The sequence below is a fragment of the Halarchaeum grantii genome (genome assembly GCF_014647455.2).
In the GTDB taxonomy this organism is placed as follows: Archaea; Halobacteriota; Halobacteria; order Halobacteriales; family Halobacteriaceae; genus Halarchaeum; species Halarchaeum grantii.
On the sequence record NZ_BMPF01000001.1, the window covers coordinates 863,055 to 875,391 of the forward strand.

Here is a 12,337-nt window from a genome sequence, read left to right on the forward strand (position 1 = left end):
ACGAGAGCCGGCGGGGTTACTGAACGTAGGCGGCGTAGCCGGGCGTGCCGGACTCCTCGTCGCGCTGGATCTTCGCGAGGGCGTCCTCGAAGTCCGCCATCGTCACCTCGTCGCGGCCGTCGCGGATCGCGAACATGCCGGCCTCCGTGGTGAGCGACTCGAGCTCCGCGCCGCTGAAGCCGTCGGTCTTCCGGGCGAGCGACGCGTAATCGACGGCTTCCGCGAGGTTCATCCCGCGCGTGTGGATGTCGAGGATGCGCTCGCGGGCCGCCTGATCGGGCTCGGGCACCTCGATGAGCCGATCGAAGCGCCCCGGGCGCAGGATCGCCGAGTCGAGCATGTCGAAGCGGTTGGTGGCGGCGATGATGCGGACGTCGCCGCGCTCGTCGAAGCCGTCCATCTCGTTGAGGAGCTGCATCATCGTGCGCTGGACCTCCGCGTCGCCCGACGTCTTCGAGTCCGTGCGCTCGGCGGCGACGGCGTCGATCTCGTCGATGAAGAGGATGGCGGGCTCCTCCTGCTCGGCGAGGTCGAAGAGGTCGCGCACGAGACGCGAGCCCTCCCCGATGAACTTCTGGACGAGCTCGGAGCCGGCCATCTTGATGAACGTCGCGTCCGTCTCGTTCGCGACGGCCTTCGCCATCATCGTCTTCCCCGTCCCCGGCGGCCCGTGCAGGAGCACGCCGCTCGGCGGCTCGACGCCGACCAGCTCGAACTGCTCGGGGTTGACGAGCGGGTCCTCGACGGCTTCGCGAACCTCGCGGAGTTCCGCGTCGAGGCCGCCGATGTCCTCGTACTCGACGCTCGGCGACTGGTCGACCTCCATCGCCTGCGCGCGGGCGTCCGTCTCCGCGTCGAGGACGTCCTGAATGCTGAAGGAGTCGTTGATCGTGACGCGGTCGCCGACCTCGATGCGTTCGCGCATCCGGTCGGAGACTTCCGTCAGGACCTCCTGATTGTTCCCGTGTTGCTTGACGACCGCGCCGTCCTCGGAGAAGTCCTCGACGGTCGCGAGGTAGAGCGACGCCGTCTTCAGCGCGTCGTTCTCGCGCTGGAGGTCGTCGACTTCCTCGCGGAGGTCCTCGTGGTGGTCTTGGACCGCGTCGAGTTGGTCCTCGAGTTGTTCGTTCACCTCGAGGAGCTCCCGGAGGTGATCCCTGAGCGCCGCCAGCCGCTCTTCCGGGCTCGACTCGGGGTCGAGCTCGAGCGTCGGCCGGTCCGGTAGAGTAGGACTACGAGACATCCGTTACCCGATGCTACGGCCCGCACAAAGAAGTTCCTTTGGGTCACGGACACGAACCGGGGTTCGCGGCCCTGAGACGCGGCGTTACGCGAGGAGCAGGTCCTCCGAGCGGTCGAGGTACTCCCGGTAGACGTCGATGGCGGACTCGATGGGTGCCGGCGAGGACATGTCGACGCCGGCGTCCCGGAGCAGTTCGAGCGGGTACTTGCGCGAGCCGCTCTGCAGGAAGTCGACGTACGCCTCCGCGGCGTCCGCGTCGCCCGCGAGGATGTCCTGCGTGAGCGCGACGGCGGCGCTGATGCCCGTGCTGTACTGGTAGACGTAGTAGCTGTAGTGGAAGTGCGGGATGCGCATCCACTCCCGAACGATGCGGTCGTCGACGGCGGCGTTCGCGTAGAACTCGCGCTTGAGGTCGCCGTACACCTCGTCGAGCGCGTCCGGCGTCAGCGGCTCGCCGTTCTCCTCCATCGTGTGGATCGTGTGCTCGAACTCCGCGAACAGCGTCTGGCGGAAGAGCGTCGAGCGGAAGCGTTCGAGGTACTGGTCGAGGACGTGGGCGCGTAGCGCGTCGTCGTCCGTCGTCTCCAGCAGGTGGTGGGTCAGGAGGCTCTCGTTCACCGTCGAGGCGACCTCCGCGACGAAGATCTCGTAGTCGTTGTAGACGTAGGGCTGGTGCTCGCTCGAGAGCTGGCTGTGCAGGGAGTGTCCGAGCTCGTGCGCGAGCGTGTAGACCGAGTCGAGGTCGCCCTGGTAGTTCATCAGGATGAACGGCTGGGTGTCGTACGTGCCGCCGGAGTACGCGCCCGAGCGCTTGCCCCGGTTCTCGTAGACGTCCACCCAGCCCGACTCGAGGCCCTCGGCGACCCGCGACTGGTAGTCCTCGCCGAGCGGCGCGACCGCCTCGACGATGTGGTCGCAGGCCGTTCCGTAGTCGATGTCGGGCTCCTCGGCGTCCGTCAGCGGCATGTAGACGTCGTACATCTCCAGCTCGTCGACGCCGAGCGCGCGCTCCTTCAGGTCGACGTGCCGGTGGAGCGCGTCGAGGTTCTCGCGAACCGTCGCGACGAGGTTGTCGTACACCTCCTCGGGGATGTTCGGGCCGTCGAGCGCGGCCGCCCGAGCGGTGTCGTAGTTCCTCGCGCGCGCCAGTTTCACGTCCGACTTCGTCGAGTACTGCAAAGAGGAGCCGATCGTGTTCCGCACCTCCGAGATGCGGTCGTAGAAGGACTCGTGAACGGTGCGTCGGAACTCGCGGTCGCGCTCCTTCAGGAGCGTCGTGAAGTTCGACTGCGTGATCGTGACGTCCTCGCCGTCGGGGTCCTCGACGGTCGGGAACTCGAGGTCGGCGTTCGTGAGCATCCCGTAGATGTCGCTGGACGCCCCCAGTACCTCGCCGAACTCGGAGATGAGCTCCTCGACCTCCGCCGAGCGCGTGTGCGCCTTCATCCGGAAGACGTCGTCGAGGTAGTGCTCGTAGAGTTCGAGCCCCGGCGTCTCGGCGACCATCGCCTCAAGTTCGTCGCGCGAGAGCGACTGGAGTTCGGGTTCGAGGAAGCTCGTCGCCGCCGAGAGCTGCGAGGAGAGCGCGGACCCCCGGGACTTCAGTCCCTGTGCGTCCTGGTTCCGCGTGTCCTCGTCCGAGCGCATCCGCGCGTACGACGAGAGCGTCGAGACGGTCCGCGCGACCTCCTCGTACGCCTCCAAGAACTCGAGGAGCGTCTCGCCGTCCTCGGCGACGCGCCCCTCGTACTCCTTCAGCGCCGAAATTCGCTCCTTCGCCCACTCGAACTCCGTCTCCCACTCCTCCGTGGAGTCGTAGACGCTGTCGAGGTCCCACTTGTACGCCGACTCGATCTCCTCGCGTTCGGGGACGCTACTCATTGTCGAGTCGTGAATCGGAGCGCTGTTAAGCGTTCCTCACCGCTCCGACAGGTCCGCAGCGACGGTGTCCGCGACCCGCGCGAGCGCGCGGTGGCGAGCGCGCTCGTCCGCGAAGAACGCGCGGGTGTCGGCGGCCGCCCGCTCGTCCGTCTCGAACGACGCGTCGCCGTAGCCGACGTCGACGAGGGCGAGCGGCTCGGGCGCGGCCTCGGGGACGCCCTCGGGGCCGTCGAGCTCGTCGGCGCCGAGGACGCGCTCGACCTTCGAGAGCGGTGTGGCGCCCGTCGCGACGGCGTGGACGAGCGCGGCGAGGCGGCGGACGAGTCCCCTCGGGAAGCCGCCGGCGCGCGCCCGCAACGCGAGGAAGTCGCCGTCCGGGTCGACGGTAAGCGAGAGGTCGCGTTCGGTGCCCGTCGCGTCGCTCGTGAGGTTGTGGAAGTCGTGGGCGCCCGAGAGGGTGCGGGCGGCCGCGCGCGCCCGCTCGGCGTCCGCGTCGGGCGCGTAGAGGTGGTAGACGTACTCGCGGTAGCGCGCGTGGTGGGTCGCGTGGAAGTCGGCGGGGACGGCCGCGTGCGCCCACGCCCAGACGGCGTCGTGGAGCTCGGCGTTCAGCGCGCGCGGCGTCAGCCAGTCGGGGCAGTCGAGGGCGACCGTCTGCGCGCGCGCCGAGACGCCGCGGTCGGTCCGCCCGGCGGCCGCGTAGCCCGGCGGCCGCTCGTCGCCCGCGTCGAGCACGTCGAGCGCGCGGAGCGCGTCGAAGAACGCGTCCTCGACGGTGGGGACGGCCGGCTGGCGCTGGAAGCCGTAGAACGGCCGGCCGTCGTAGGCGAGGCGGAACGCGCGGCGCATCCGCCTACTCGAAGTCGTCGTAGCGGGGTTCGTCGTGGTCGCCCGGGAACGCCTCGAGCGGGACCTGCGTCTGGTCGCCCGACGCCATGTCCTTCACCGTGACGTTCCCCTCCTCGAGGTCGCGCTCGCCGACGATGACGACCGTGTCGGCGTTGATGGAGTCCGCGTAGTTCATCTGCGAGCCGAAGGAGCGCCCCGAGACGTCGGTCTCGACGACGTGGCCGCGCTCGCGGAGGGCGCGCGCGACGCCCGCCGCCTCCTCGCGGACATCGCCAACCTGGAGGACGTAGTAGTCCGTGCGGACCGCCTCTTCCGGCCAGACGCCCGCGCGCTGGCAGAGGAGCGGCAGCGTCGAGTAGCCCGTCGCGAACCCCACGGCGGGGGTGGGTTGGCCGCCGAAGGACTCGATGAGGTCGTCGTAGCGCCCGCCGCCGAAGACCGAGCGCCCGACCTCGCCGGTGGAGTCGAAGCACTCGAAGACGACGCCCGTGTAGTAGTCGAGGCCGCGCGCCGTCGAGAGCGAGACGTCGACGTACTCCCGGACGCCGTAGTCCTCGGTCGCCCGCAGGACCGCGCGGAGGTTCTTCACCGCGCTCGTGACGCGCTCGGTGTCCGCGAACGCGACGAGGTCCTCGAGGTCGTTCGACGCGATGACGTCGTCGAACGCCTCCGCCTGCGCGACCGAGAGGCCGGTGCGCGCGAGGCGGTCGACGTAGTCGTCGTGGTCGAGTTTCGCGCGCTTGTCCACGACGCGGATGGCGTCCCGCGTCTGGACGTCCGCGTCGAAGCTGTTCAGCACGCCGCCGAGGACGTCGCGGTGGCTCACGCGGAACTCGAAGTCCTCGCCCGTCAGCCCGAGACCCGTCAGCGCGTCCGCCGCCGTCGCCAGCACCTCGGCGTCCGCCTCGGGCTCGCTCGACCCGAAGAGGTCGACGTTCGTCTGGTAGAACTCCCGGTTGCGCCCGGACTGGGGCTCCTCGTAGCGCCAGAAGTCGCGCGTCGAGTACCACTTGATGGGCTTCGAGAGCGCCTGCTGTTTCGCGACGACCATCCGCGCCACCGTCGGCGTGAGTTCGGGCGTGAGCGTGACGTGTCGCCCGCCCTGATCCTCGAAGTCGTAGAGCTCGGTGACGATGTCGCCCCCGGACTTGTCCGTCCACATCTCCGCGCGCTCCATGGCCGGCGTCCCGATCTCGCGGAAGCCGTAGCGCCGCGCCGCGTCCTCGACGGCGTCCATCGCCTCCCGTCGAGCGCGCATCTCCCCGGGGTAGAAGTCCCGGAATCCCTTGAGCCGGTCGTACATACGGGCGTGTTCGGTGCCGGCGCGCTTCAAGCCTGTCCTTCGGCGACGCTCGCGCGCTCTCCCAGTTCGCGGGTCGTCCCTCCTCGCTCGCGTCTCACCGATACCTACGGGATCGGCCAGTTCGCGTCTCGCTCACGCCCGCGCTCGCGCGTTCGGCGCTGGCGTAGGCAGCGCCTAGCTCGCGATGAGCGCGATCCCCGTCACGGCGAGCGCAGCGGCGGCGAGGCGCGTCCGGAAGCCGTCCTCCGCGAGCAGGTACCCTCCGAGAACGACGGCGACGACGGCCTGCGCGTTGATGATGGTGGCCGCGACCGACGCGGACGTCACGGAGAACGTCACCGTCGTGAGGACGCGCCCGACGACGACGACGGCCGCCGCCGCGACGAACAACGGGAGGTCCTCGCGGATCCCGCCCGCCGGCCAGTCGCGATAGGCGATCGGCGAGAGGATGGCGGCGGCGCCGACGAGGCTCAGCGGGATCCAGACCGACCCCGGGACGTCGATGTCCTGGAGGACGAGGCGCTTCCCGACGTCGCTCACCGCGTAACACATCGCGGAGAGCAACGCCAGCTGGACGGCGCGCGAGGACGCGAGGTTCCGAAACGGCTCGAGGAGCGGGCCGCCCTCGTAGTTCGCGAGGTAGATCGCGGCCGTGGCGAAGACCACGCCGAGCACCTGCAGGGGGCCGAACGCCTCCTGCAAGAAGAGGACTTCGAGCGGGAGGACGAACACCGGCACCACCTTCGCGACGGGTGCGACCAGCGAGACGTCACCGTCCGCGATGGCGTGCATGAACGTCAGGAAGCCCGCAGCGGCGAGCGCTATCGTCCCGAGCGTGACGAGCGCGCCCATCGCGTCGAGCGGCGGGAGCGACGGGAACCCGCCGAGGTAGAGCCCGGCCGTCGGGAGGTACCAGAGCGTCGCGCAGACGTTCATCACCACCGCGACGACCGCGCCCGAGTACGCCGAGAAGTAGCGTTTCAGCGCGTAGAGGTAGCCGCCCCAGACGAAGGCGGCGAGAACGGCGGTGGCGATACCCGAGACCATTAGCGGGTATCGGCCGCCAAGACGAAAAACCCGTTCGGTTTCGCTCTCAATCGCCCGCTCAGCGCCGCTGAATGTCGAAGGACTTCGAGTCCGGCTTCAGCTCCCGCAGCAGCTCCTTCATCTGGTCCTCGTCGAGCTGGTCCTGAATCCGCCCGGAGCGTCCGAGCGCGACGACCTGCTGTTCGACGCGCTCGGCGAGCTCGGGCTTGCTCATCTTCACCGAGTTCAGCCGCCGGCGCGCCCCGTCCGAGAGGTACTGGCGGAGCATCGCCTTCTTCTGCTGTTCGGCCTGCTGCGAGGCCTGCTGCTGTGGTTGCTCGCCCCCGGCGGCGCCGCCCTCCTGCTGTTGCTGCTTCAGCTGCTCCTTCTTCTGCTTGCGAAGCTCCTCGAGTCGGTCGTCGTCCGGGTTCTCACTCATACGCCCACGTAGCCGCTCGAACGGGAAAAAGCCTTAGTTGGGTGGCGGATCCTGCAGGGGCCGTTCTTCCCTCCGGGTCGCGCCGGCGCGACCCTCTCCTCGAAAAATCTGGACCAAAAACTCCGCAAGCCGATGGCTCGCGAACGCGAAACGGTAAGACGAAAATTCGGGGACTCCCTCTACGAACGGGGTGCCGCCGCACGCGGTGTGCGGCGGTCCGACGCACGCGGGCTGACGAGGCCTCGCGTCGGGAGCGGTTGGCGGGCGATGCGGTGTGTGACGCGTTAGACGTAGCGCTCGAGTTCGGGGCGGTCGAGCTCTTCGAGGACGTCACCGGCGGTGTCGTCGAGGAGGCTGCGGCCCTCGGCGGTGACGATGCGTCCTTCGACGCCCTGCGTCTCGACGAGGTCCTCGTCCTCGAGCTGCTGGAGGATGGTCCGGATGACGTTCTTCGAGCCGTCGGTCTTCTCGGCGGGGCTGACGCGGTAGCGCGTCGAACCCTTCGTCAGGGAGCCGTACTCGGTGCTGAGGCGCTCGACGCCGACGGGACCGTCGACGGCGACCTTACGGAGGAGGCTGGCGGCGCGGCGCGCCCAGAAGTCCTCCTGCTGGGGCGGCATCTCGCGGTCGTGGCCGGACTTCGCGAACTCGACCCACGCGGGGGCGTCGAGTCGGCCGTCGAGTTCGTCGGTGAGCGCTTCGAGGAGCTCGTCCGTCGGGGCATCGTAGAGGGTTGCCATTACGCGACTAGTGCTCGGTGCCGAGGGTTAAACCCATCGTTAGCGCCCCGTCCGCGCTTCGAGCCACGCGGTCGCACCACCCCCGAGGAGGATGGGGAACCAGTAGGTCGCACCCCGGAAGACGAGCGCGGCGGACGTCGCGGTGGCCGCCGAGATGCCGGTTATGGGGACGAGGAGGAGGACGATGGCGGCCTCGACGCCGCCGGTTCCGCCGGGGAGCGGCGTGATGCTCGCGATGGAGGCGACGGGGACGACGACGAAGACGACGGCGGCGCCGACGTCCGTCATCGGGGTGAGCGCCCGGAGGGAGAGGGCGAGCGCGAGGCACATGCAGAGCCAGCCGAGCGTGGAGTAGGTGAGCGCGACCGCGAGGTCGCGGCGGCTGGTGGCGACGCGCTCGATGGCGCGGAAGAAGCCGTCGATGCGGCGGCTGACGCTCTCGCGGTTGGGGACGCCGAGAACCGGGAGGCGCCGGCCGAGCGCGCTCCAGACGGGGTGGACGAGGCGCACGATGCGGGCTTCGACGGCGTGGCGGTTCCGCCAGCCGACGTAGGCGAGAGCGGGAATACCGACGGCGAGGAGGACGACGACGCCGAGGACGAGGCGGACGCTGTCGCCGACGGTGAATCGCGCGGCGTAGTAGCTGAGCCCGACGAGCGCGAGGAGGATCGAGGGGACGAAGTTGAGCGTGTCGAGGCTGGCGATGGCGGCGAGGCCGGTTTCGTACTCGCTGTCGGTGGCGCGCGAGATGAGGAGCGCGCTGAACGGCTCGCCCCCGGCCTGCCCGAACGGCGTGACGTTGTTCGCGAACGCGGCGGCGGCGTAGAGCAGGAAGCCGTCGGCCGCGCTCGCGGTGACGCCGAGGGCGCCGAGGACCCGCCGGAGGGCGAGCCCCCACGCGACGAGCCAGACGACCCCGACGAGGAGGATCACGGCGAGCACGGCGGGCGAGAGCAGGCCGAGGACCCGCCGGGTTTCGCCGATGCCGACGACCCAGAGGAGCGCCGCGAGGACGGCGACGGCGCCGAGGAACCCGACGAATATCGTCCGCGTATCGAACTCCATCCGACCCGAACGTCTCGGGGCTGGCGCCTAAAAGCACCGCCCGCGCGGGTGTGTGAAACGGTGGCGTTTTGAGGGCGGGCGGAGAGGTGCGGGTATGGACGAACGGGCGGCGCTCGCGCTCGTCGGCGACCTCGTGGACGCGGCGGGCGACGACGCCGCGGTCGTGGGGTCGACCGTCGTGACCATCGACATGCTCCACGAGACGACGGACTTCCCGGCCGGGACGACGCGGTACACGGCGGGGTGGCGTGCGGTCGGCGCGTCGCTCTCGGACGTCGCGGCGATGGGGGCGGACGCGACGGGCGCGGTCGGCGTCTACGGCGCGCCCGACTTCGAGAGCGGGGACGTCGAGGCGTTCGTGCGGGGCGCACTCGACGTCTGCGAGCGCGTGGGCGCCGAGTACGTGGGCGGCGACCTCGACGACCACGACGAGTTCACGGTGGCGACGACGGCGCTCGGCGAGACGGCCGCCCCGGTGACGCGCGACGGCGCCTCGCCCGGTGAGGTGGTGGCGGTCACGGGAGCGCTCGGTCGGAGCGCCGCCGCGCTCGACGCGTTCGCGGCCGGCGAGACGGAGCGGGCGAACGACCTCTTCCGGTTCACGCCGCGCGTCGCCGCCGGGGTCGCGCTCCGGGGGAACGCGACGGCGATGATGGATTCGAGCGACGGCCTCGCGCGCTCGCTCCACCAGCTCGCCGAGGCCTCCGGCGTGGGTTTCGCCGTTGAGGGCGACGCGGTGCCGGTGACGGGCGAGCTCAGAGGCAGCGACGCGGCCGCGGGAGCGGGCGCTGATTCCGACGACCGGCTGTGGCGCGCGGCGACGTTCGGCGAGGACTTCGAGCTCGTGTGTACGCTCCCCGCGGACGCCGTCGAGGCGGTTCGCGGCCTGCTCGACGTCCCGCTGACGGTCGTCGGCGACGTCACGGAGTCGGGCGTGACGCTGGACGGCGAGGAGCTCCCGGACGTCGGCTACACGCACGGCGAGTAGGCCGGGTCAGCCGACGATGCGGATGGGGACGGGCATGAAGCAGAGGAGGCCGAGGAGGAGCGTGACGCCCGCGACGACGAGGCGTTTGCGGTCGAGCGGCTCCTCGTTAGCCGGGTGGGCGGTGCCGACGAAGACGAAGACGGACGTGATGACGCCCCACATCAGCCAGACGGTGGCGCCGTTGGGCGCGTCGAGCGCGAAGTAGACGTAGCCCGCGAGGCCGAAGAGCGCGCCGGGGACGAGCGGCGCGACGCGCTCGTAGGACGGCCCGAAGACGGCGCGCATCACGTGCCCGCCGTCGAGCTGGCCGACCGGGAGGAGGTTGAGGAAGGTGACGAACATCCCGACCCAACCGCCGAAGACGACGGGGCTCACCGCGAGGCCGTCGCCGTACGCGAGGGGTTGGCCGAGGAGCCACGCGATACCCCGGAGGAGCGGCGGGTTTCCGAACGCGATGCTGACCGTGCCTGCGGGTGCGGCGGGGACGCTGATCGGCGGGAGGAGGAGGCCGACGGCGCTGACGACGATCGTGGCGACGAGGCCGGCGACGGGGCCGGCGACGCCGATGTCGAAGAGCGCCTTCCGGTCGGGCATCACGCCCTTCATCTTGATGACGGCGCCGAGCGTGCCGATGGGCGTGAACGGGATGGGGATGAAGTAGGGGAGGCTGGCGTCGACGTCGTGGTAGCGGCTCATCAGGTAGTGGCCGAACTCGTGGACGCCGAGGACGCCCATGACGGCGGCGACGAACGGGAGCGCGCGCACGACGTCGAGCGAGAGCGGGTCGACGTGGTACCACTGCGTGCCCGCGTAGAGCGTCGTGAGGACGGTAAGCACGGCGAGCGCGACGTTCGTCCACGGGAACGCCGCGCCCGACTCGCGGGCGGGTTCGGCGACGAGCACCGTCTCGCCCGGGCGGGACTCGATGCTGACCTCGTAGCCGCGCTCGTCGAAGAGCGGCCACGCGGTCTGGTGGAGCGTCCGCTGGTCGACGAGCGGTTCGCCGTAGTAGACGAGTTCGTCGCCCTCGCGGACGACGTCGTAGACGTAGAAGACCGACGAGAGCGCGCGGGGCGCGGGGGCGTCGGAGAACTCCGCCGACATACGCCCGAGTAGGGGACGAATGCGGTTAAGTGGTTCCAAAGACCGAGGCGGCCCACCTTCGTCGCGACGGTGAAGAGGCCGGAAGGAATGCGAGCGTGAGTGCGGAGCCGAGCGACACGGCTGTTCGTGACGGGGTGAGAGAACGGGGCTTCGACTCGACGCCGATCGGGCGACGACGCCGAGCGGAGGGGGCGGGGACTGATGCGTTCGGGCGGCGGTGCGGTTCGTCGTGTTCAGGGATCGTTCAGGCGTGCTGGACGCGCCACGTGGTCGCGGACGTGTAGGACCACTTCTCGATGACGAGGTCGTCGGCGGAGTCGCTGAGCTTCACCATCAGCGCGCCGATCTCCTTCGCGGAGAGGTCGACGTCCTCGGCGATGAACTTGCTCTTGAAGTAGAGCTCGCCGTCGGCGGCCTTCTCGCGCAGGTAGGAGCGGAGGCGAGACTCCTTGTCGACCGACTCGTTCGCGGGCTCGTCCGTGGAGGGCTGGGCAGTTGCGCTCATGGCCATCTCACCCTATCGCCCGAGGCATCGTATAAGGGCAGGAACGCTAGGGTCGTTTCGCGTTCCTTCGACGGTCAAAACGTGTTTCGCGACGATTCACGGACTATTCAAAACCCCCTCAGAGAGCACGAGACGTTTTACAAACGTCTCTGAATCCGTAACGTCGTGTCTGAGGTGGCTCCGCGCACGGTATCTAGTGGCACGGCGTTTTGCCGACAGCCCGCGTCGGTTCGGGGCGACTCGGGCGGCGCGCGCGGTCGGCGTGCCGCGCGTCAGGCGTCGCGCTCGTGGCGCCAGAAGCTCTCGTCGACCGTCACTTCCTTCTTGAACAGCGGGACTTCGTCCTTCAGGCGGTCGATTCCGTCTTCGACGGCGCGGAAGGCCTCGCGGCGGTGGCCGGCGAGCACGACGACGAAGACGATGTCCGCGCCCGCCTCGATACGGCCCGTCCGGTGGTGGAGCAACACCTCGTGGACGCTCTCGCGCGCCTCGATGTCGGCGGTGATCTCGGCGAGTCGCTCCTCGGCGACGCCGTCGTACTTCTCGAACTCCAGCGCCTCCGTCGGGGCGTCCTCCGGGCCCTCCTTCGCGCGGACGCGGCCGGTGAACGTCGCGATTGCCCCGGAGAACTCGGCGTCCGGGGAGCGTTTCGCTCGCGCGACGAGCGACGCGAGCGACTCGTAGGGCTCCGTCGCCTCGAGCGCGTCCGCCACGGCCGCGACGTCCACATCCGCCGCGTCGTTCGCGTGCATGAGCGGGTCGGCCGCGTCGATATCGCCGAGCGCGAGCCGCGGGAGCGCCGCGTCCGGGAAACCGACGGTGATCGCGTAGTCGTGCGTCGCCGCGAGGTCGTCGAGGACGTCCTCGAGGTCGACCGGCGTCGCGGCCGTCGAGCGCACCCCGCCGTCGCCGACGCGCACGGTCGTGTGGGTCGGCGCGTCCAGCGTCGCGTCGCGGCGGACGACCGCGACGCGGCCGCGGTCGGCGAACGCGTCGCGGAGTCGGTCGACGATGGGCGAGGGGTCGCGGCCCGCAGACGTGGCCACGTCCAGTGCGTACATGTCCCCGCGAAGGAGAGCGCGGGGTTTGTCGGTTTCGCCGCTCGACGGAGAGCCGTGAGACGCCGTGTCGTGACGGCGAACGCCGGCGTCGGCGCTTGACAATCCTTAAGGCCGCGACAGAGCTAACTCGCGA

Annotated in this window: 12 protein-coding genes; 1 reads left to right on the forward strand and 11 read right to left on the reverse strand. The window is 70.1% G+C overall.

Translation table 11 applies throughout. From position 1 onward, the window contains the following. Positions 1–16: 16 nt before the first annotated feature. From pan2 to IEY12_RS04755, 8 genes are all read right to left on the reverse strand, one after another. Positions 17–1,243, reverse strand: a complete 1,227-nt coding sequence (gene pan2, locus IEY12_RS04720; protein WP_188879675.1) for a proteasome-activating nucleotidase Pan2 — start codon at positions 1,241–1,243, stop codon at positions 17–19. Positions 1,244–1,327: 84 nt separating this feature from the next. Further along, a complete protein-coding gene (gene pepF / locus IEY12_RS04725) occupies positions 1,328–3,124 on the reverse strand; it encodes an oligoendopeptidase F (RefSeq protein ID WP_188879680.1) in 1,797 nt (598 codons plus the stop codon). Between the two features lie 36 nt (positions 3,125–3,160). Continuing rightward, positions 3,161–3,973 carry a tRNA pseudouridine(38-40) synthase TruA gene (gene truA / locus IEY12_RS04730; protein ID WP_188879682.1) on the reverse strand — a complete coding sequence of 271 codons (813 nt, stop codon included), beginning with the start codon at positions 3,971–3,973 and terminating at the stop codon, positions 3,161–3,163. A 4-nt stretch (positions 3,974–3,977) separates the two neighbouring features. Continuing rightward, entirely contained in the window at positions 3,978–5,276 is a 1,299-nt protein-coding gene (gene hisS, locus IEY12_RS04735) for a histidine--tRNA ligase (RefSeq protein ID WP_188879684.1), read from the reverse strand. Positions 5,277–5,450: 174 nt separating this feature from the next. Further along, complete coding sequence (locus IEY12_RS04740) at positions 5,451–6,323, reverse strand: EamA family transporter (protein WP_188879694.1); 873 nt, start codon at positions 6,321–6,323, stop codon at positions 5,451–5,453. 58 nt (positions 6,324–6,381) lie between these two features. Next, complete coding sequence (locus tag IEY12_RS04745; protein ID WP_188879696.1) at positions 6,382–6,741, reverse strand: DNA-binding protein; 360 nt, start codon at positions 6,739–6,741, stop codon at positions 6,382–6,384. Positions 6,742–7,025: 284 nt separating this feature from the next. After that, a complete protein-coding gene (locus IEY12_RS04750; RefSeq protein WP_188879698.1) occupies positions 7,026–7,481 on the reverse strand; it encodes a 30S ribosomal protein S19e in 456 nt (151 codons plus the stop codon). Between the two features lie 39 nt (positions 7,482–7,520). Then, positions 7,521–8,546 carry a lysylphosphatidylglycerol synthase transmembrane domain-containing protein gene (locus IEY12_RS04755; RefSeq protein WP_188879700.1) on the reverse strand — a complete coding sequence of 342 codons (1,026 nt, stop codon included), beginning with the start codon at positions 8,544–8,546 and terminating at the stop codon, positions 7,521–7,523. Positions 8,547–8,640: 94 nt separating this feature from the next. Here IEY12_RS04755 and thiL point away from each other — a divergent pair, with 94 nt between their 5' ends. Next, positions 8,641–9,534, forward strand: a complete 894-nt coding sequence (gene thiL / locus IEY12_RS04760; RefSeq protein ID WP_188879705.1) for a thiamine-phosphate kinase — start codon at positions 8,641–8,643, stop codon at positions 9,532–9,534. Positions 9,535–9,540: 6 nt separating this feature from the next. Here thiL and IEY12_RS04765 read toward each other — a convergent pair whose 3' ends face one another. From IEY12_RS04765 to IEY12_RS04775, 3 genes are all read right to left on the reverse strand, one after another. Next, positions 9,541–10,638: a site-2 protease family protein gene (locus IEY12_RS04765; RefSeq protein WP_188879709.1), complete on the reverse strand. Its 1,098-nt coding sequence runs from the start codon at positions 10,636–10,638 to the stop codon at positions 9,541–9,543. A gap of 244 nt (positions 10,639–10,882) precedes the next feature. Beyond that, the gene (locus IEY12_RS04770; RefSeq protein ID WP_188880358.1) at positions 10,883–11,143 is read right to left on the reverse strand and encodes a DUF7123 family protein; all 261 of its coding nucleotides are present in this window, start codon (positions 11,141–11,143) and stop codon (positions 10,883–10,885) included. 272 nt (positions 11,144–11,415) lie between these two features. Next, positions 11,416–12,204 (reverse strand): molybdopterin synthase, encoded by a 789-nt coding sequence (locus IEY12_RS04775; protein ID WP_188879711.1) that lies wholly within the window; start codon positions 12,202–12,204, stop codon positions 11,416–11,418. Positions 12,205–12,337: the final 133 nt, after the last annotated feature.